Genomic DNA, 17,571 nt, shown 5'->3' with positions numbered 1-17,571 from the left:
ATTCTATAACGTGTTCTACATGAGTGATCCGGTTAATGAACCACACAGCTACGACGTGGTGGTGGTCGGCAGCGGCGCCGCCGGTATGACCGCTGCCCTCACCGCGGCCCACCACGGGCTGAGCGCGGTGATCATCGAGAAGGCCGCGCACTACGGCGGGTCGACCGCACGGTCCGGCGGCGGGGTGTGGATACCGGGCAACAAGGCGCTGAAGGCCGCTGGCCGCCCCGACGATCGCGAGGCCGCCCGCACCTACCTGCACAGCATCATCGGCGACGTGGTGCCCAAGGACCGGATCGACACCTACATCGACCGCGGCGCCGAGGCCTTCGACTTCGTGCTCGAGCACAGCCCGCTGAAGATGAAGTGGGTGCCCGGCTACTCCGACTACTACCCGGAGGCGCCCGGCGGCCTCGGCCAGGGCCGTTCGTGCGAGCCCGCGCCGTTCAACGCCAAGGTGCTCGGCGACGAACGGTTCAAACTGGAGCCGCCGTACGCCAAGGCGCCGCTGAATGTCGTTGTCATGCAGGCCGATTTCGTCCGGCTCAACCTGATCCGCCGCCATCCGAAGGGCATCATGCGCGCCATGCGGGTCGGCGCGCGCACCTACCTGGCCAAGTGGACCGGCAAGCACATCCTCGGCATGGGTCAGGCCATCATCGCCGCCATGCGCAAGGGCCTGATGGACGCTAAGGTGCCTGTGCTGCTGGAAACACCGATGACCAAGCTGATCGTGGAGAACGGCGTGGTCACCGGCGTGGAGGCGCTGCGCGACGGCACACCGGTGACCTTCACCGCGCGCTACGGCGTCGTCCTCGGCAGCGGCGGTTTCGAGCACAATGCCGAGATGCGCGCCAAATACCAGCGCCAGCCCATCACCACCGAGTGGACCACCGGCGCGGCGGCCAATACCGGCGACGGCATCCTGGCCGGTATCGCGGTGGGCGGCGATGTCGGTTTCATGGAGGACGCCTGGTGGGGACCGACCATTTTCAAGGGCGGCAGGCCGTGGTTCGCGCTGGCCGAGCGCAACCTCCCCGGCACCATCATGGTCAACGCCGACGGCAAGCGATTCGGTAATGAATCGGCTCCCTACGTCGAGGCTGTGCACACCATGTACGGCGGCGAATACGGCCAGGGCGATGGCCCCGGCGAGAACATTCCGGCCTGGCTGGTGTTCGACCAGCGCTACCGCAACCGCTACATCTTCGCGGGACTACAGCCCGGTCAGCGGTTTCCGTCCCGCTGGATGGAAAACGAGCGCATCGTCAAGGCGGATACCCTCACCGAACTCGCCACCAAGATCGGCGTGCCCGCGGATCAGCTCGGCGCGACCGTCGAGCGGTTCAACAAGTTCGCCGAGACCGGTAAGGACGAGGATTTCGGCCGCGGCAACAGCCACTACGACCGGTACTACGGTGACCCGACCGTGCAGCCCAACCCGTGCCTCGCGGCGCTGGTGCAAGGCCCGTTCTATGCGGCCGAGATCGTGCCGGGTGACCTCGGCACCAAGGGTGGCCTGGTCGCGGATACCGCGGGCCGGGTGCTGCGCGCCGACGGCAGCGTGATCGATGGTCTGTACGCCTCGGGCAACAGCGCGACTCCGGTGATGGGCCACACCTACGCGGGCCCCGGCGCGACCATCGGTCCCGCGATCACCTTCGGGTATCTCGCCGTGCTCGATATCGCCGCGAAGAAACGCGCCGCCCAAGCCTGATGCGGGCTTGCCCGCGGACGCGATCGGCCGCAGGATCGATCCTGCCGCCCCCACAGAGGAGAACCGATGCCCATCGATCCGAAAATCGCACTCGGAGCGGAACTTCCGAGCCGGGAGTTCAGCTGGACACCCTCCGATGTGCAGCTATATCAGCTCGGCCTCGGCGCGGGCACCCGCTGGACCGATCCGGCCGAGCTGCGCTATCTCGACGATCGGGCGCCACAGGTGCTGCCGACGTTCGCCACCGTCGCGGCGACGCTGCACGACACCGAACCGCCGCGAGTTCGCTTCCCCGGCATCGACATCGACCTGGCGAAGGTGGTGCACGGCTTCCAGGAGGTGCGGGTGCACCGGCCGATCCCGGCCGCGGGCAAAGCGACGAGCACTGGGCGCATCAGCGAGATCTGGGACAAGGGCTCGGCGGCGGTGATCGTGCAGGAGCAGGCCGTCACCGGTTCCGACGGCGCGCCGCTGTGGACCGCGCGCTCGTCCATCTTCGCCAAGGGCGAGGGCGGTTTCGGTGGCGAGCGCGGGCCGAGCACCAAGTTCGAACTGCCCGATCGCGCACCGGATTTCGACGTGACGACGGCGACGCTGCCGCAGCAGGCGCTGCTGTACCGGATGTGTGGCGACCGCAACCCGCTGCATTCGGATCCCGAATTCGCCCGCGGCGCGGGCTTCCCCAACCCGATCCTGCACGGCCTGTGCACCTACGGCATCGTCTGCAAGACCGCCACCGATGTCGCGCTCGACGCCGACGCCACCAGGGTGGCCGGATTCCGTGCGCGTTTCGCGGGCGTGCTCTACCCGGGCGAGACCATCCGCACCCGGATCTGGCGCGAGGCGGACGAACTCGTCATCGCCGCGACGGCCGTCGAGCGCGACGACGCTCCCGTCCTCGCCGACGTCGCACTTCGCTTCCTGCCCGTTTAGGCGTTTTCGGCCGTCTCGCCGCCGTTGCGGCGGCGGGACAGGTCCTGAATAAGCAAGACGTACAACGCGATCACCACGAACGGTGCGAACGCGGGCGCCCAGGCGAGCCGGATCGGCAGCAGCGCGGCGGATACGGCGGCGCCGGTGAACAACAGCGCGCCGAGCACCGACGGGATGGTGGTCGGCACGACGCCGGACGGCGCGGTGACGGTCGCGGTGTTGAGCAGGTAGGTGGTGGCCACCAAACCCGCTGCGGCGGCGTGTAATACGTCGGCGTCCACCGAGGCGAGCACGCCGATGGCGAGCAGCACCGCGGCGACCGCCGACAGCCGGAAGAACCAGCCGACGGCGACCAGGACCATGGCGGGGATGCCGAGCCAGGGCTCCAGCAGGGTCACCGCGCCGACGAGCAGCACACCGGACAGGACCGCGAGAAATCGTGTCACGACATCACCTCGACCTGCGTACCCGGACGGTGCGCCTGCGCTCGGGAACCAGCCGCATCGCCTGATCCAGGCGGGTGTCCTCGGGCCAGGCGATGATGTCGACGCCGACGGTGCCCATATCGCGGTACATCGAGGCGCGCTCCAGCTGCCACATCTTGGCCAGCGTCGGGTCGAGGTGATCGCGAAACGGCGTGCCGCGCAGCACATCCACCACCACGACCACGTGACCGCGCTTGCGCAGATCGATCAGCGCGAGCGCGAACTGGGTGTCGAGCAGGGTGGAGAAGGCGATGACGATCGCGCCGGGCGGCACCGCGGCGTACGGCGCCAGCGTGCCGGTGGTCTCGATATGTTCCTCGCCGACCCCGAGCACGGTGTCGACGATGCGGTAGAACTGGCGGCGGCCGATATCAGGGCGCAGCCAGCGCGGCGCCTGCCCGAGGCAGACCACCGCGGTGCGATCCCCCGCCTGCAGCGTCGACTGCACCACCTGCGCGGCGCCGCGCACCGACAGCTCCAGCGAGTCGGTGGCGGGCCCCGGCGCCTGCTGTGAGGTGTCGACGAGCACAACGACATCCGCGGACCGATTGGTCAATCGTTCGGTGACGTACAGCCTTCCGCGCCGCGCGCTGACCGGCCAGTTGATGATGCGCAGCTGATCGCCCGGTGCGTAGGCGCGAATGTCGGCGTACTCGACGCCCGGCCCGTGCTTGCGGGTCAGATGTGTGCCGAGGCGCTCGGGAAGTTCGATGCGCGGCAAGCGCATTCGCTGCGGGTCGGTGATCGGGTAGACGTAGAGCTGGCCCGCGGGCAGCGTCGCGGTCGCCACCGCGAGACCCGCCGGGCTCAGCGCGGAGACGCGCACGGCCACGGGGTACCGGCCCCACCGATCCGTCGACAGTGCGAGCCGCAGGCCCGCGGGCGCGACTCCGGAATCGCTGGACTCCTCGATCTCCACGCCGAGGCCCGTCGTCTTGCCCGGTGTGCAGCGCAGCAGCGCGTGCCCGGACTCCACGAACGCGGCGACGGTCAGCACCACCTCCTCGGTCTCGAAACACCGCAGTGTGCCTGCGCCGTCGACCTGGATGCGGGTGCGGGACTGCTGCCACGGTGCGGTGGCGAGCACGCCGAGCAGCGGCGCCGCGAAGACGACGAGCTGCCAGCGGCCGAGCAATACCGCGACCGCGAGCGCCGCGGCCGCGCACACCGCGAGCATGTACACCAGTGGTGCGGGGCGCCAGCGCAATTCGGCCTCGACGGTGGCGCTGGCGTCGCGGTGCCTCATGTCGGGGTCGCGCGCGGTACGGGCAGGCGGCGCAGCAGTTCGGTGATCACGTCCTCGCCGCGGATCCGGCGCACCCACATCTCCGGGCGCAGGGTGATCCGATGCGCCATCGCCGGAACCGCGAGCGCCTTCACGTCTTCGGGGATCACGTAGTCGCGGCCGAGCAGCAGCGCGCGTGCCCGCGCCATCTGCACCAGATCCAGTTCCGCGCGCGGGCTCGCCCCCACCTCGACCTGCGGATGGCCGCGGGTCGCCGAGGCAAGGGCGACGACGTAACTGACCACGTCGGGATGCACCGTGACGAATTCGACGGACTGCCGCATCTCCAGCAGCCCGTTCGCGTCGACCACCTGACCGACCTGCGGCTGCTGCGCACCGCGCTCCAGCCTGCGCCGGATCATCTGCGTCTCATCATGTTCGGACAGATAGCCGAGCCGCAGCTGCATCGCGAACCGGTCGAGCTGGGCCTCCGGCAGCGGATAGGTGCCCTCGTACTCGATCGGGTTGTCGGTGGCGAGCACGATGAAAGGTTCTGGCAGCGGATAGGTTTCGCCGTCGATGCTGACCTGCCCCTCCGCCATCGCCTCGAGCAGGGCGGCCTGGGTCTTGGGCGGCGTGCGGTTCACCTCGTCGGCGAGCAGCACATTGGTGAACACCGGGCCGCGCCGGAAAGTGAAGCGGCCGGACGACATGTCGTAGATGGTCGAGCCGAGCAGGTCGGCGGGCAGTAGGTCCGGGGTGAACTGGACCCTGGTGAATTGCAGGCCCAGCGCGGCGGCGAACGACCTGGCGATCAGCGTCTTACCGAGGCCGGGTAGATCCTCGATAAGCACGTGACCGCCGGACAGCACCGCGATCATGATCAATTGCATCTCGTCGCGCTTGCCGACCACCACCCGGGACAGTTCCCTGAGTACGGCCTCGCTGCGCTGAATGGTCGCATCCATCGGCATGGTCATCTGTGTATTCGCACCTGTCTCAACCCATTTCACATTGCCTGCAGGCGGCTGAGGATCTCGTCCAGCGCCGCCCGTCCTGGCGCAGGCGACGTCTGGTCGCGCAGCGCCGAATTCGCCGGGTCGACCCAGCGCCACAGTTCGGGCCCGAACTGCATGATGCCCGCGGCCTCGGTCGCCCTGCGGTTCTTCGCCACCCGCTGCCCGCTGGACAGCTCGAACTCCTTGGCCAGCAGCGGCCGCAGGTGCCGATCCCACTCGGCGCGGGTCCCATCGGCCCGGTCAGCCAGCATCTGTGCCCTGGCGTGCCAGCGGCGCAGCATCTCCGCGGGCCCGTTCTCGATCTCGTCGGCCTCGGGCTCGTCCGGCGCGCTCGACCGTTCCCACAGCGAATAGATCGCCGCAGCGAGGGCGAGCACCACCGGAATTCCGGCGACGAGCAGCAGCACGCCGCGCGCCCGTTCGAAGGTGACCAGCTCGATCACCACGACGAGTACCGCCATGCCGATCGCGGTCGCGGTCCTGTTCACGAGACGACCTCACCTTGCAGATCCGCGAGCACGATGCGCAGCAGTTGTTCGGCGCGCATCCGCTGCCATTCGAGCATCGAATGCGGGCTGAACCTGGCCTCCTCGAACAGCGCGACCAGCTCACGCGCCGAGGCGTCGTGTAGCGCACCGCGTTCGAAGGCGCGGGCGAGCACCTCCATCGGGGTGTCCGAGACGAGCGGCGCGGCGGCGCGGTCGAAGGCGAGCCCGTGCTCCATCGCGACGTAGCAGGCGATGATCGCGGTGCGCGGATCCTGACCGGGCGCGTCCAGCGCGGCCAGGCCCATCTCCGCCGCCCTGGCGAGCGAATCCACCACGGTGGTGGTGGCGGGGGTCAGCGGCAACGGCGCGGGTTGCGGATGACGCCGCGACGAGATCGCGACGACGACGAGCCCGATGACGGCCACCGCGATGAGCAGAACCGCCACCACGATCGCCAGCAGCAGCGCGGTACCGGTCAGCGCGTCGGGTGGCTGCGCGGCATCCGGTGGACCGCCCGCGGTCGGCGCCGCCGGCCTGCCGCTGGCGGGCGGCGGTGGCGGCGGCGGCTCACCCTGACGGCCGAAGCCGATGAACAGGACCGCCGACAGCGCGGCGAACAGCAGCGTGAGCGCCGCAAAGGCGGCGAGCGCGAGCAGGCCGGCGCGGCCGAGCCGCCACCATGGCCGCTTCTCTTCGGCCTCGGGCATGGCGAGCGGCAGCCGGTGCTGGCTGGCGAGCACCCCGGCGAGCAGGATCACCACCGAAACCAGCAGCAGGACCGGCATCATCGCCACCGACAGCGCCGAAGGAATGGTGCGGCGGGCGGTGGATTCGGGGGCGCCGGGGATGTATCCGAGCAGCGCGACGGTGGCAACCGCGAGCAGCGTGATCAGCAAGACCACACGAGATATCGGCGCTCGCGCCTCAGCCACCGCGTTACCACCAAGTATTCGAATTGCCCCTAACAGCCACATGGTTACATGCCGGGTGGTCCGCTCGGGAGCGAATCGAATACTTGGCAGTAGGTCGGATTCGCGCCGATTTGGGGCGGCTCGCGCGGATTACCGGGTGGTTGCCGGGGCCGGTTGTGCAAGCTCACCAAGACGGCTGGCCGCCCGTGCGATATCCGGGACGCCGAGCACGCCGTCGATCAGGTCGGACAGCGGAACCTGGGCGTAGACAGTCAGCTCGATATCGGCGTCGTACAGCACATCGACCAAATTCACCAAGCGCATCGCCCAATCCGGCGGGACGGTGCGCAGCGGCGGGATATCGCAGAGTGTCCAGTGCCGGAATCGCTTGGCCAGCTGGACATAATCCGCCGCCGAGGTCGGGGCGCCGCAGATATTCGCGAAATCAATAGCGAGTGCCTCGTTTTCGATGGTTCTCGCGCGCAGCTTTCGCGCGCCGATCGGGAGATCGACCACGCCTGTCACCGCTGCGTCACCGAGTAGGTAGCGCCCGGTGGCGAATTCGCGCTCGGCGTGTCCCCGCGTGCGGTAGTCGAGGGGGCCGTCGAGGGTGACCAGGTCCATGTGCGCGACGATCTTCGCGATGGCAGGCAGGAACTTGTCGTGGAACAGCGGATTGGGCAGCAGTTCCTCGGGTGGATAGTTCGAGGTGACCACCAGCACGATGCGACGGGCGAACAGATCGTCGAGCATGCGGGCGATCAGCATGGCGTCGCCGATATCGTGCACGTGGAATTCGTCGAAGCAGACCAGCCTGGCATTGCCGAGCAAGGTATCGATCGCCTTGCCGATCGAGCCGTATTCGTGGGCCGCGGTGTGCAATTGGGCGAAGAACTCGTGGAAGTGATAGCGCCGCTTGCGCTCCGAGGCGATATCGGCGAAGAACCGGTTCATCACCATGGTCTTGCCGCGGCCCGGCCTGCCGTGCAGATAGATACCCCGATGCCGCTTGATCGGTGCGCCGTGCTTGTCGAGCAGTTCGCGCAGTCGCGCGACGGCCCGCTGCTGATCGCTGTCGAGTACCAACCCACCGGGTTCCATGACTACCTCCTCGTCCTCTACAGTTGTAGAGGATCCGGTGTCGGCAAACCATGGAAGGTGACGATGTCCACAACCGATCGGCGCACGCTCATCGTCGATGCCGCCATCGATCTGATTGCCGCCCATGGCCTTCGGGCGCTGACCCATCGTGCGCTCGATACGGCGCTGGCACTGCCCGCCGGATCGGCCTCGTACTACTTCCGCACCAAACGCGGGCTGGTCGAGGGCATCGTCGACCGGATCACCAAACGGTCGCGGGCGGAGTTCCTGGCCGCGCAACCACCGGGCGCGAAGGCAGGCACCCGCAGCACGAAACTCCCGGCCACACCACCACCGAACTCACCGGCTAGCGCCAACGACGCGGAACATGTGGGCGCGCCATTGTCCGGCACAGCCGCAGGCACCGGCGATATCGCGCACGGCATCGCCGTCTGGCTGGACCGGCTGCTCACCGAGCGGCGCAACCATTTGATCGCGCGGCACGCGCTGATCATCGACCTGCTCGGGGACGCGGAATTGCACGATCGCCTGGCTCGCAGCCTGTTCTCCACCGAACGCGCACGCGAACTGTTCGAGGCTCTGGGCGCGGCCGATCCGGCAACAGCCGCAGCGGATTTCGTCGCGGTAGTCGAGGGCGCGGTGTTCGATCGGTTCGCGGGCGCCCGTGTACATCTCGCGCCCGGTACGCCCGCAAGCGTCAACCAGCTCGCCAATCTCTTGGCGCCGCACCTGCGTTGAGCTTCAGCGCCAGCCGCGCTCGCTGAAGTGCGGCCCGTGCGGATAGGCGCGGATACCGGCGAAGGAGTAGGCGATGATCGACTCGGGCAGCGCGTGCAACGGGAACCAGCGCAGCTCCCAGCACTTGTCGGGCTCACGATTGACCGGTTCGCCCGCCCAGCGGACCGCCTCGAAGAACAACCCGAGGCGCGATTCGTGGCCGGAGCCCACCACGTGGGCGGTGTGCAGATGGCGCAGATCGTCCGGATCGATGACGATCCCGAGTTCCTCGTGCGCCTCCCTGGCCGCAGCCGCGGTGGCGGACTCACCGGATTCCAGCTTGCCCGCGGGTAAGTGCCAGCGCCCGTCGAACTCGTCCTCGCTGCGCCGCTTACTCAACAGCAGTTCACCGTCGCGGACGAGCACGACGTGCACATCGACGAGGTGCCGGTCGCTCATGTAAGGCTCCTCCTTCACCCTCTGCCTGCCGCTCCAACCTACGCCCGAATCCACCGGCGGGACATCGGCCACCTGCACCGATAACCAACCGAGACGAGTCCCAGCTGGACGGCACGCTGGGCAGCCCGCCTACCTCTCCCTCTCTCTATCGAGCGCAGTCGAATGGCCCCCGGATACGGCGTGTCACAGGGCCATTCGACTGCGCTCGACGTTGCTGCCTGGGCATGCGACTACAGCCGGATGTCGGTTACTCGCCCCCTCTGGCGCACGGGCATGTAGCCACCACGCGGGCCGGACTGCCAATGCGGGCGACGACGCCTGGTGTGCCGAGCGCAGTCAATTGGCCCTCGATTGCGGCGTGTCACAGGGCCATTCGACTGCGCTCGGCGGGTTCGGCTAGTTGGCGCTGAGGATGAGGCCGGAGGTGGGGACGCCGGTGCCCGCGGTGACGATGATGTTCTGGGTGTCGGGTACCGGGTTGACCGAGGTGCCGCGGATTTGGCGGACGGCCTCGGCGATGCCGTTCATGCCGTGGATGTAGGCCTCGCCCAGCTGGCCGCCGTGGGTGTTGAGCGGTAGGCGGCCGCCTATCTCGATGGCACCGTCGGCGATGAAATCCTTTGCCTCGCCGCGGGCGCAGAAGCCGAGTTCCTCCAGCTGCATGAGGACGAACGGGGTGAAGTGGTCGTAGAGGATGGCGGCCTGCATGTCCTCTGGGCGCAGACCGCTTTGCGCCCAGAGCTGTGCGCCGACCAGGCCCATTTCCGGCAGGCCGGTCATCGCGTCGCGGTAGTAGCTGGTCATCACGTACTGGTCGGCGCCGGAACCCTGTGCGGCGGCAGCGATTACGGCGGGGCGCTGCGGCAGGTCACGGGCGCGTTCGGCGCTGGTGACCACGATGGCGACACCGCCGTCGGACTCCTGGCAGCAGTCGAGCAGGTGCAGCGGTTCGGCGATCCAGCGCGAATTCTGGTGATCCTCCAGCGTGATCGGCTTGCCGTAGAAGAAGGCGGCCGGATTCACCGCGGCGTGTTTGCGATCGGCGACGGCGACGCGGCCGAAATCGGCGCTGGTCGCGCCGTATACGTGCATGTAGCGCCTGGCGACCATGGCCACCTGAGCGGCGGGCGTGCCGAGGCCCTGTGGATAGGCCCAGCCCGCGTCGATGCCGGAGGAGGTGGGCGCGGTGGCCAGCGCCGTGGAGAACTGGCCGAAGCGCGAGACGGACCGCTCGTTGAAGGCGCGGTAGGCGACCACCACATCGGCGACTCCGGTGGCCACCGCCATGGCCGCCTGCTGGATGGTGGCGCAGGCCGCGCCGCCGCCATAACCGATGTGGCTGAAGAACTTCAGCTGCGGTATACCCACCGCGCGGGCGACCGCGGCCTGGGTGTTGGTGTCCATGGTGAAGGTGGTCAGCCCGTCCACGTCGGCGGGTGTCAGCCCCGCATCGGCCAGCGCCGCGGTGACCGCCTCCGCGGCGAGGCGCAGCTCGCTGCGCCCGGAATCCTTGGAGAAGTCGGTGGCGCCGATGCCGACGATAGCGGCGCGGCCGGACAGAGTTTGCTCACTCATGTGAACTCCGGTAGGCGATAACGGCTTTCGCCGTGATGTGGGCACCGAGGCTGTCGTTGCCGACCACATCGATGTGGATGTCGTCGCCCTCGACGGCGGAGACTGTTCCGGTCATCGTGAGGGTGTCGCCCGCATACAGCGGTACGCCCAAACGCAGCGAGATCGACTTCACGATGGCGCTCGGCCCGGCCCAGTCGGTGACGAAGCGCTGCACCAGCCCGGTGTCGGTGAGGATATTGACGAAGATGTCCTTGGAACCGCGCGCGACCGCCTTGTCCCTGTCGTGGTGCACATCCTGGAAGTCCCTGGTGGCCAGGGCCGTACTGACCACGAAGGTCGGATCGGCGTGGATGACCAGCTCCGGGAGTACCGTGCCCACCTGCACCCGCCCACCCGTCGCCCGACCACCACCCCTCACGGAATCGCTACGCGATGCTGTGCTCATTGGGAAACAACCTTCCAGTACGGCAGTGTGGCGTCGTCGTCGAGCTTCTCGAACGCGACCTCGACGGGCAGGCCGACGCGCACCTCGGCCGGGTCGATACCGCGCAGCTCGCCGAGCATGCGCACGCCTTCGTCGAGTTCCACCAGCGCCACCACGAACGGCAGCTGCCGCCCCGGCACTTTCGGCGCGTGGTGCACGACGTAGCTGAACACCGAGCCACGCCCGCCGGAGACGACGTAGTCGGTCTGCTTCGCCTTGTCCTGCCAGATGGCCGGGATCGGCGGATGCCGCAGCGTGCCGTCGGGCAGCCGCTGGATCCGCAGCTCGCCGAGCTTCGTTCCCTCCCAGAAGAATTCGGTATCCCAGGAGACAAGGGGTTTGACCCGCTCCCCCGCGGTGGCCTTCGCCGCGGTCCCCGGCGCGAACTTCAGCAGCCGGAACAGCATCTCGGCGACCACCTCGTCGCCGACCTTCCAGCTGGTCTGGAAGGTGACGAACCAGCCGTCGCCCAGCGCCGTGCGCTTGGGACCCTTGATCTCGGACAGCCTGCTGACCACCGAAACCTCTTCGCCCACTTCGAGATAGCGATGGTAGGTCTGCTGGCAGTCGGTGGCGACCACCGAGGTGAAACCCGCGGCGTCGAGCAGTTCGGTGGTCGCGCCCATCGGATCGTCGTCCGGCCGGGCACCGGCGAGCCCGAACATGGTCCACACCTGCGCCATGGCGGGCGGCGCGACGATGCCGTTGTGGCCCGCGGCTTTGGCGGCGGCCTCGTCGACGTAGATCGGGTTGGTGTCGCCGAGCGCCTCGACCCAGTTGTTGATCATCGGCTGGTTCACCGGATCCCGCCCGAAGCGGGGCGCGCAGTCGCCTGCCGCCTTGATCTGCTCGGCGGCGGCGATGATGGCTTCCGGATCAATGGTTTCCGGCACGCGTTGCTCCTTGGTCATCGGGGTACTCGCGGCAGCCGCAGCCCGGCGGTGGCGATGAGCTCGCGCATCACCTCGTTGACGCCGCCGCCGAAGGTCACCACCAGGTTCTGCTTGGTGCGCCGGTCCAGCCAGACCAGCAGGTCGGCGGTGGCCGGATCAGCCGGATCGCCGTAGCGCCCGATGATCTCCTCGGCCAGCCTGCCCGCCTCCTGCAGCGATTCGGTGGAGAAGACCTTGGTGGCCGAGGCATCCGCGATCACGGTGGACTGATCACCGTCGGACGCCGCGGCGTGAGCGCTGGGCCCAGAGGCGGTAGCGGAGCTTGACCACGCAGGGCCCCGGGAACGCCGCAAATCAGATGCAGCCGCGACCTGCCAGTTCAGCAATTCGTTGAGCCGGACCATGGCGTGGATGCGGCCGAGCGAACGGCGCACATCGGCCTCGCCGAGCACACCGTTGCGCTGCGCCCATGCCCTGGCCCGGTCGTAGAGCTGCTCGATCTTGCCGGACGGGCCGAGGCTGACCCGCTCGTGATTGAGCTGGGTGGTGATCAGCCGCCAGCCGCCGTTCTCCTCGCCGACCACCATGTCCGCGGGCACCCGCACATTGTCGAAGTAGGTGGCGTTGGTGTGGTGCGCGCCGTCGCAGGTGATGATCGGCGTCCACGAGTAGCCGGGATCGGTGGTGTCCACGATCAGGATGGTGATGCCGCGGTGCCGCGATTCGACCGAACCGGTGCGGCAGGCCAGCCAGATGAAATCGGCCTCGTGCGCGCCGGTGGTGAAGATCTTCTGCCCGTTGACGACCCAGTCGCCCGCGGCGTCGCGCACCGCGCTGGTGCGCAGCGAGGCCAGATCGGTGCCCGCCTCCGGTTCGGAGTAGCCGATCGCGAAATGGATATCACCGGAAAGGATTCCGGGCAGGAAGCGCCGCTTCTGCTCCTCGGTGCCGAACTGTTGCAGCGTCGGCCCCACCGTCAGCAGGGTGACCAGCGGCAGCGGCACGTCGGCGCGCACCGCCTCGTTGAAGAAGATCTGCTGCTCCATCGGCCCGAAACCCTGGCCGCCGAACTCCTTCGGCCAGCCGACGCCGAGCTTGCCGTCGCTGCCCATCCGGCGCACCACCGCGCGGTAGGCGTCGCCGTGCCGGTTGACCGCCATCTGCGCCTCCTCCTCGGGAGTGACGAGATCGGCGAAGTACGAACGCAATTCGTCGCGCAGTGCGCGCTGCTCGGTGGTCAGATCGATGAACATCTCGCCCCCAGCCTGTCGAGTCGGAACGCCCCGCCGCCGAGCCAGCGGGCGAGGTCCTTGGCCTGTGAGTAGTAGCGGTGCATCGGATGGGTCACATCGACGCCGAGACCGCCGTGCAGGTGATGACATTTCTGCATGGCGACGGGCAGGTCGGTGGCGACGGTGTAGGCCAGGATCTCCAGGTCGTCATCGACCCGTTCCTGGTGCTTCGGATCCGTATCCGCCTGCGCTAGCGCCCAATTCGCCGACAGCGTGGCGGCGTGCAGCGTGCGCGAGACCACGTAGAGGTCGGCGATCTGCTGGGCCACCGCCTGGAATTCGGCCAGCGCCCTGTTGAATTGCCTTCTGGTGCGCACATGTTCGGCGGTGAGCGTGATCGCGCCCTTCAGCAGCCCGTCCGCGACGGAGCCGATCGAGGCGAGCGCGAGCCGGTGCAGCTGCCCGAGCGCGCCCGGCATGAACTGCTCGGCCGGGATTTCGACCCGATCGAGCCGCACGCTGCACTCGGGCATGCCGCCCGATACCGGCGACGGCGTCTTGGTCAGCCCCGGCGCCTCCGAATCGATCAGGGCCACACCGGAATCGGTCGGGATGAGCAGCCAGCGCGCCTGTTCCGCGTACGGCACCGCGACCTTGTGGCCGGTGACGCGCACGGAGTTGCCGTCGGATACCGCATGCGTCTCCGGCTTGACCGCGAACGGCGCCGCTGGTTCGCTCAGCGCAGCGGTGAGCACCGCACCCGCCGCGACCTCGGGGAACACCCGGGCGGCAACGCTGTCCGGCAGCGTATCCAGCAGGGGAAGCACCCCGAAGCCGAGGGTCGGCAGCGCGGGCGCCGCCACCGCGTCGGTGGCCAATTCGGTGAGCAGCACCGATATTTCGGGCAGGCCCATCCCGTCGCCGCCGAAGCGCTCGGGGAGGGCCACCGATAGCAGTCCGGTCTCGATCAGGCTCGGCCACAGCTCGATATCGCGCGCCGGTTCCCGTTCCAGCAGGCTGACAACGACTTCGGCGACGGCGTCCTGGCCTTCGTCTCTGGTGAAGTCCACGCTTATCTCCCAGTACTTGGTCGGCTAGCTGTCGTCACGTGGCAGTCCGAGAATCCGCTCACCGGCCACGGTGAGCAGGATCTGTTCGGTGCCGCCCGCGATCGACAGACAGCGGGTGAGCAGGAATTCCTTGACGACGTCGGACTCGCGCGCGCCGGCGGCGCCCGCCGCCTCGACGGCGAATTCGGCCACCGCCTGCCGGTGCCGGACACCGACCAGCTTGCGCACACTGCTCTGCGCGCCGGGATCACCGCCCGCCAGCATCTTCACCGCCGCCCGCTGCTCGAGCAGCAAGCCGCCGATGGCCTCGGCGACGAAGGCGCCGAGCCGATCGTTGTTCAGCTCCGAACCAGGGCCGGTGGCGGGCAGCTTGGCGATGAGCTCCTCGAGCTCAGGGCCGATACCGTTGCCGCCCATGGCCACCCGCTCGGTGGACAGGGTGGACCGCGCGATCTTCCAGCCGCCGTTCAACGCGCCGACCAGGCAGTCGTCCGGCACGAAGACGTCATCGAGGAACACCTCGCTGAACCGCGCCTCGCCGGTGATCTGCACCAGCGGACGCACCTCCAGGCCCGGACTGCGCATATCGACCAGGAAGTAGCTGATGCCACGGTGTTTCGGCGCGTCGGCGTCGGTGCGGGCCAGGCAGATACCCCAGTCGGCCTTGTCGCCGAGCGAGGTCCACACCTTCTGCCCGCTGAGCCGCCAGCCGCCGTCGACCTTCTTCGCGCCGGCGCGCAGCGCGGCCAGGTCCGAGCCCGCTCCCGGCTCACTGAACAGCTGGCACCAGACCACCTCGCCGCGCACCGTCGGCCAGGCGAAACGTTCGATCTGCTCGGGTGTTCCGTACTGCAGCAGGGTCGGCACCGCCCAGCCGCCGATGGCCAGCTCGGGGGCGGCCAGTCCGGCGCGGCGCAGCTCCTCCGAAATCACCAGTCCCGTCATGGGATTCGCGCCGCGGCCATAGGGCGGTGGCCAGTGCGGCATGATCAGCCCGGCCTCGGCGAGCGCGTCGCGCTGCCGATCGACGGGCAGTGCGGCGATCGCGGCCACCTCGGCGGCCAGCTCGCCGGCGCTGGACTCGGCAACGGGGGCAACACCTTCGGCGGCGAAAACCCGATCCGCGCCGGTGCTCCGGCGCAGGCCGGCCCTGGTCAGCTCGGTCACCCTGGCCCGCCAGCGCGCGGAACCGCCGAGCAGCTGGCGCAGCGCGGTGGCCCTGCGCAGGTAGAAGTGCGCGTCGTGCTCCCAGGTGAAGCCGATGCCGCCGAGCACCTGGATACAGTCCTTCGCGGTCTCGACCGCGGCATCCAGCGATGTCGCCGCGGCGATCGCGGCCGCGATCGGCAGTTCGGCGCCGCCCTCGTCCACCGCGGCCGCGGCGTCGGCCGCGACGGCGCGGATCAGCTCGGTGCGGCACAGCATCCACGCGCAAATGTGTTTGACCGCTTGGAAAGATCCGATCTTCCTGCCGAATTGCTCACGCACCTTGGCGTATTCGACGGCGGTCTCCAGGCACCAGCCCGCAACACCGGCAAGTTCGGCGGCGGCGAGCGCGGCGATCAGATCGAGAACGTCGTACGCCGGAGCGAATACGCGCTCGGCGGGCACCGCGACTTCGGCGCACTGCACCCTGGCCAGCGGGGTACTCGGGTCGAGCGGCGCGAGCGTTTCGATCCGCAGGCCAGGGGTGTCCGCCGGAATCAGGCACCAGCGCAACCCATTCGGCGTCCGCGCGGGCAACAGCACCGCGGTGCCGGGTGCGGCGCCGAGCACCGATTCCCAGTCACCCGTGAGCAACACCGCATCGGCTGCCGATCCCGGCGCGACGGAGGGTACGCTCACTGCGGATTCGACAGCGCTGTCGAGACCGGGAAGCGCGATACCGCACGCGACACCCTCCTCGAGGCTGCCCGCGGTGACCAGATCGGCCACGGCGGTGGCGAGCACCGGCCCGCCGACGAGATCGTGTGCCGCCTGTTCGATCAGCACGGCGAGGTCGGCGACCGTCCCACCCGCGCCACCGGCGTCCTCGGCGACGGCGACGCGGAAGATTCCGATATCGGCGAGCCCCGGCCAATAGGCGCGCCAGAACTCGGGGGCATCCTCGCGCATTGTTGCAATTGGGTGGACCGATCCTGCCCACCCGCGCATCGACTCCTGGACGGCTTTATGCTCGTCAGTGGTGGCGATGGTCACACTCCATACCGCCTTTCCGGCGTGACTCCTGCACCTAGAACATGTTCTAATATCGTTCTAATATCAACGCTGGGCGGAAGTCAAGAGACCCTCCGCTCGGCGGACTCGGGTACGCCGCCGCGCAGCCGACGAAACGACGTTTCAGGAAAGGACTTTCACCGATGGCCAGTCCCTCCCGATCGCAGCCCGCCGATTCGAATGCCGCGGCGCGAGCGACGGCGACGGTTACGACGCTCAGCGAGGACGATCTGAGTTCGGCCGCGCAGCGGGATCGCCGGAAGCGAATCCTGGACGCGACGATGGCGCTGGCCTCCAAGGGCGGCTACGACGCGGTGCAGATGCGCGCGGTCGCCGAGCGCGCCGATGTCGCCGTCGGCACGCTCTACCGGTACTTCCCGTCGAAGGTGCACCTGCTGGTTTCGGCGCTGTCACGCGAATTCGAGCAGATCGAGGGCAAGCGCAAGCCGCTGGCCGGCCAGTCACCACAGGAGCGCATGCATCTGCTGCTCACCCAGATCACCCGGATGATGCAGCGCGATCCGCTGCTCACCGAGGCCATGACGAGAGCGTTCATGTTCGCCGACGCCTCGGCCGCCGCGGAGGTGGACCGGGTCGGCAAGGTGATGGACCGGGTGTTCGCCCGCGCCATGAACGATGGCGAGCCCACCGAGCGTCAACTCGCCATCGCGCGGGTAATAAGCGATGTGTGGCTGTCGAATCTTGTTGCGTGGCTGACCCGGCGTGCCTCGGCGACCGATGTCACCGAGCGCCTCGAACTCACCGTCGACCTGCTGCTGGGCGAGCGCAGCTAGCGGCGCGAGCGACGAGCCCGGAGGCACAACTCAGGGGCCGACGACGCCGCGCTGCGCAAAGTAGGCGCGCACACGCAGGGCTCCGGGAGCGCCGCGGATCAGGCAGAGCTACCGAAGGGCCACGCGGACAGCGGATTTCCGGCAAATCCGGCACGCCCGGAGACCTGGGCCACGCCGGAGGCAGAATGCGAGCCAGCACACGCTGGCGTTGTGCGCGACGGCGCGAACAGGGAAGATCGAGTTCCGCGCCG

The 17,571-nt window shown here is 68.6% G+C and carries 17 protein-coding genes; 4 read left to right on the top strand and 13 right to left on the bottom strand.

Translation table 11 applies throughout. From position 1 onward, the window contains the following. Nucleotides 1-10 precede the first annotated feature (10 nt). Both kstD and ACIG5A_RS15770 read left to right on the top strand, forming a co-directional pair. Nucleotides 11-1,717 carry a 3-oxosteroid 1-dehydrogenase gene (gene kstD / locus ACIG5A_RS15775; protein WP_397241800.1) on the top strand — a complete coding sequence of 569 codons (1,707 nt, stop codon included), beginning with the start codon at nucleotides 11-13 and terminating at the stop codon, nucleotides 1,715-1,717. A gap of 66 nt (nucleotides 1,718-1,783) precedes the next feature. Further along, nucleotides 1,784-2,650: a MaoC/PaaZ C-terminal domain-containing protein gene (locus ACIG5A_RS15770; RefSeq protein WP_397240920.1), complete on the top strand. Its 867-nt coding sequence runs from the start codon at nucleotides 1,784-1,786 to the stop codon at nucleotides 2,648-2,650. Here ACIG5A_RS15770 and ACIG5A_RS15765 read toward each other — a convergent pair. The 6 genes from ACIG5A_RS15765 to zapE all read right to left on the bottom strand — a co-directional run bounded on the left by ACIG5A_RS15765 (nucleotide 2,647) and on the right by zapE (nucleotide 8,005). Further along, nucleotides 2,647-3,096, bottom strand: a complete 450-nt coding sequence (locus ACIG5A_RS15765) for a hypothetical protein (RefSeq protein ID WP_397240919.1) — start codon at nucleotides 3,094-3,096, stop codon at nucleotides 2,647-2,649. The genes ACIG5A_RS15770 and ACIG5A_RS15765 overlap by 4 nt on opposite strands. A 4-nt stretch (nucleotides 3,097-3,100) precedes the next feature. Continuing rightward, nucleotides 3,101-4,381 (bottom strand): DUF58 domain-containing protein, encoded by a 1,281-nt coding sequence (locus ACIG5A_RS15760; RefSeq protein ID WP_397240918.1) that lies wholly within the window; start codon nucleotides 4,379-4,381, stop codon nucleotides 3,101-3,103. Next, a complete protein-coding gene (locus ACIG5A_RS15755; RefSeq protein ID WP_397240917.1) occupies nucleotides 4,378-5,340 on the bottom strand; it encodes an AAA family ATPase in 963 nt (320 codons plus the stop codon). Before ACIG5A_RS15755 ends, ACIG5A_RS15760 begins: the two co-directional genes overlap by 4 nt. A 29-nt stretch (nucleotides 5,341-5,369) precedes the next feature. Further along, nucleotides 5,370-5,867 carry a hypothetical protein gene (locus tag ACIG5A_RS15750; RefSeq protein WP_397240916.1) on the bottom strand — a complete coding sequence of 166 codons (498 nt, stop codon included), beginning with the start codon at nucleotides 5,865-5,867 and terminating at the stop codon, nucleotides 5,370-5,372. Then, complete coding sequence (locus ACIG5A_RS15745; RefSeq protein WP_397240915.1) at nucleotides 5,864-6,799, bottom strand: DUF4129 domain-containing protein; 936 nt, start codon at nucleotides 6,797-6,799, stop codon at nucleotides 5,864-5,866. Before ACIG5A_RS15745 ends, ACIG5A_RS15750 begins: the two co-directional genes overlap by 4 nt. 129 nt (nucleotides 6,800-6,928) lie before the next feature. Further along, on the bottom strand, nucleotides 6,929-8,005 hold the full coding sequence (gene zapE, locus ACIG5A_RS15740; protein ID WP_397241798.1) for a cell division protein ZapE: 1,077 nt from the start codon (nucleotides 8,003-8,005) through the stop codon (nucleotides 6,929-6,931). Here zapE and ACIG5A_RS15735 point away from each other — a divergent pair. Continuing rightward, complete coding sequence (locus ACIG5A_RS15735) at nucleotides 7,943-8,617, top strand: TetR/AcrR family transcriptional regulator (RefSeq protein ID WP_397240914.1); 675 nt, start codon at nucleotides 7,943-7,945, stop codon at nucleotides 8,615-8,617. The two genes, zapE and ACIG5A_RS15735, sit on opposite strands and share 63 nt — an antisense overlap. A gap of 3 nt (nucleotides 8,618-8,620) precedes the next feature. On the opposite strand, the gene ACIG5A_RS15730 is transcribed toward ACIG5A_RS15735, so the two are convergent. The 7 genes from ACIG5A_RS15730 to ACIG5A_RS15700 form a co-directional block, all read right to left on the bottom strand. Further along, entirely contained in the window at nucleotides 8,621-9,055 is a 435-nt protein-coding gene (locus ACIG5A_RS15730; RefSeq protein ID WP_397240913.1) for an NUDIX domain-containing protein, read from the bottom strand. Nucleotides 9,056-9,451: 396 nt separating this feature from the next. Next, nucleotides 9,452-10,630 carry a lipid-transfer protein gene (locus tag ACIG5A_RS15725; protein ID WP_397240912.1) on the bottom strand — a complete coding sequence of 393 codons (1,179 nt, stop codon included), beginning with the start codon at nucleotides 10,628-10,630 and terminating at the stop codon, nucleotides 9,452-9,454. Beyond that, nucleotides 10,623-11,075: a MaoC family dehydratase gene (locus ACIG5A_RS15720; RefSeq protein ID WP_397240911.1), complete on the bottom strand. Its 453-nt coding sequence runs from the start codon at nucleotides 11,073-11,075 to the stop codon at nucleotides 10,623-10,625. Before ACIG5A_RS15720 ends, ACIG5A_RS15725 begins: the two co-directional genes overlap by 8 nt. After that, nucleotides 11,072-12,025 (bottom strand): bifunctional MaoC family dehydratase N-terminal/OB-fold nucleic acid binding domain-containing protein, encoded by a 954-nt coding sequence (locus tag ACIG5A_RS15715; protein ID WP_397240910.1) that lies wholly within the window; start codon nucleotides 12,023-12,025, stop codon nucleotides 11,072-11,074. The genes ACIG5A_RS15720 and ACIG5A_RS15715 overlap by 4 nt, the downstream gene beginning before the upstream one ends. Next, nucleotides 12,022-13,260, bottom strand: a complete 1,239-nt coding sequence (locus ACIG5A_RS15710) for an acyl-CoA dehydrogenase family protein (RefSeq protein ID WP_397240909.1) — start codon at nucleotides 13,258-13,260, stop codon at nucleotides 12,022-12,024. Before ACIG5A_RS15710 ends, ACIG5A_RS15715 begins: the two co-directional genes overlap by 4 nt. Then, nucleotides 13,245-14,309 (bottom strand): acyl-CoA dehydrogenase family protein, encoded by a 1,065-nt coding sequence (locus tag ACIG5A_RS15705; RefSeq protein WP_397240908.1) that lies wholly within the window; start codon nucleotides 14,307-14,309, stop codon nucleotides 13,245-13,247. The genes ACIG5A_RS15710 and ACIG5A_RS15705 overlap by 16 nt, the downstream gene beginning before the upstream one ends. A 24-nt stretch (nucleotides 14,310-14,333) precedes the next feature. After that, nucleotides 14,334-16,508, bottom strand: coding sequence for an acyl-CoA dehydrogenase family protein (locus tag ACIG5A_RS15700; protein WP_397240907.1), 2,175 nt, complete (start codon nucleotides 16,506-16,508; stop codon nucleotides 14,334-14,336). Between the two features lie 161 nt (nucleotides 16,509-16,669). Here ACIG5A_RS15700 and kstR point away from each other — a divergent pair, with 161 nt between their 5' ends. Next, on the top strand, nucleotides 16,670-17,320 hold the full coding sequence (gene kstR / locus ACIG5A_RS15695) for a cholesterol catabolism transcriptional regulator KstR (RefSeq protein WP_397240906.1): 651 nt from the start codon (nucleotides 16,670-16,672) through the stop codon (nucleotides 17,318-17,320). Nucleotides 17,321-17,571 lie beyond the last annotated feature (251 nt).

The organism is Nocardia sp. NPDC052566, from assembly GCF_044547285.1.
In the GTDB taxonomy this organism is placed as follows: Bacteria; Actinomycetota; Actinomycetes; order Mycobacteriales; family Mycobacteriaceae; genus Nocardia.
The sequence above is the reverse complement of the archived record's forward strand: the minus strand, read 5'-3'. Positions and strand labels throughout refer to the sequence as shown.

Excerpts from the sequence above, each read along its gene's own strand:
- ACIG5A_RS15755 (WP_397240917.1), bottom strand. The coding sequence starts at position 5,340 with ATGACCATGCCGATGGATGCGACCATTCAGCGCAGCGAGGCCGTACTC.
- ACIG5A_RS15725 (WP_397240912.1), bottom strand. The coding sequence starts at position 10,630 with ATGAGTGAGCAAACTCTGTCCGGCCGCGCCGCTATCGTCGGCATCGGC.
- zapE (WP_397241798.1), bottom strand. The coding sequence starts at position 8,005 with ATGGGCGGCAATCAGATCGATGGCGGCATCGACGATGAGCGTGCGCCG.
- ACIG5A_RS15735 (WP_397240914.1), top strand. The coding sequence starts at position 7,943 with ATGTCCACAACCGATCGGCGCACGCTCATCGTCGATGCCGCCATCGAT.
- ACIG5A_RS15770 (WP_397240920.1), top strand. The coding sequence starts at position 1,784 with ATGCCCATCGATCCGAAAATCGCACTCGGAGCGGAACTTCCGAGCCGG.
- ACIG5A_RS15710 (WP_397240909.1), bottom strand. The coding sequence starts at position 13,260 with ATGTTCATCGATCTGACCACCGAGCAGCGCGCACTGCGCGACGAATTG.
- ACIG5A_RS15715 (WP_397240910.1), bottom strand. The coding sequence starts at position 12,025 with ATGACCAAGGAGCAACGCGTGCCGGAAACCATTGATCCGGAAGCCATC.
- ACIG5A_RS15720 (WP_397240911.1), bottom strand. The coding sequence starts at position 11,075 with ATGAGCACAGCATCGCGTAGCGATTCCGTGAGGGGTGGTGGTCGGGCG.
- kstR (WP_397240906.1), top strand. The coding sequence starts at position 16,670 with ATGGCCAGTCCCTCCCGATCGCAGCCCGCCGATTCGAATGCCGCGGCG.
- ACIG5A_RS15730 (WP_397240913.1), bottom strand. The coding sequence starts at position 9,055 with ATGAGCGACCGGCACCTCGTCGATGTGCACGTCGTGCTCGTCCGCGAC.
- ACIG5A_RS15760 (WP_397240918.1), bottom strand. The coding sequence starts at position 4,381 with ATGAGGCACCGCGACGCCAGCGCCACCGTCGAGGCCGAATTGCGCTGG.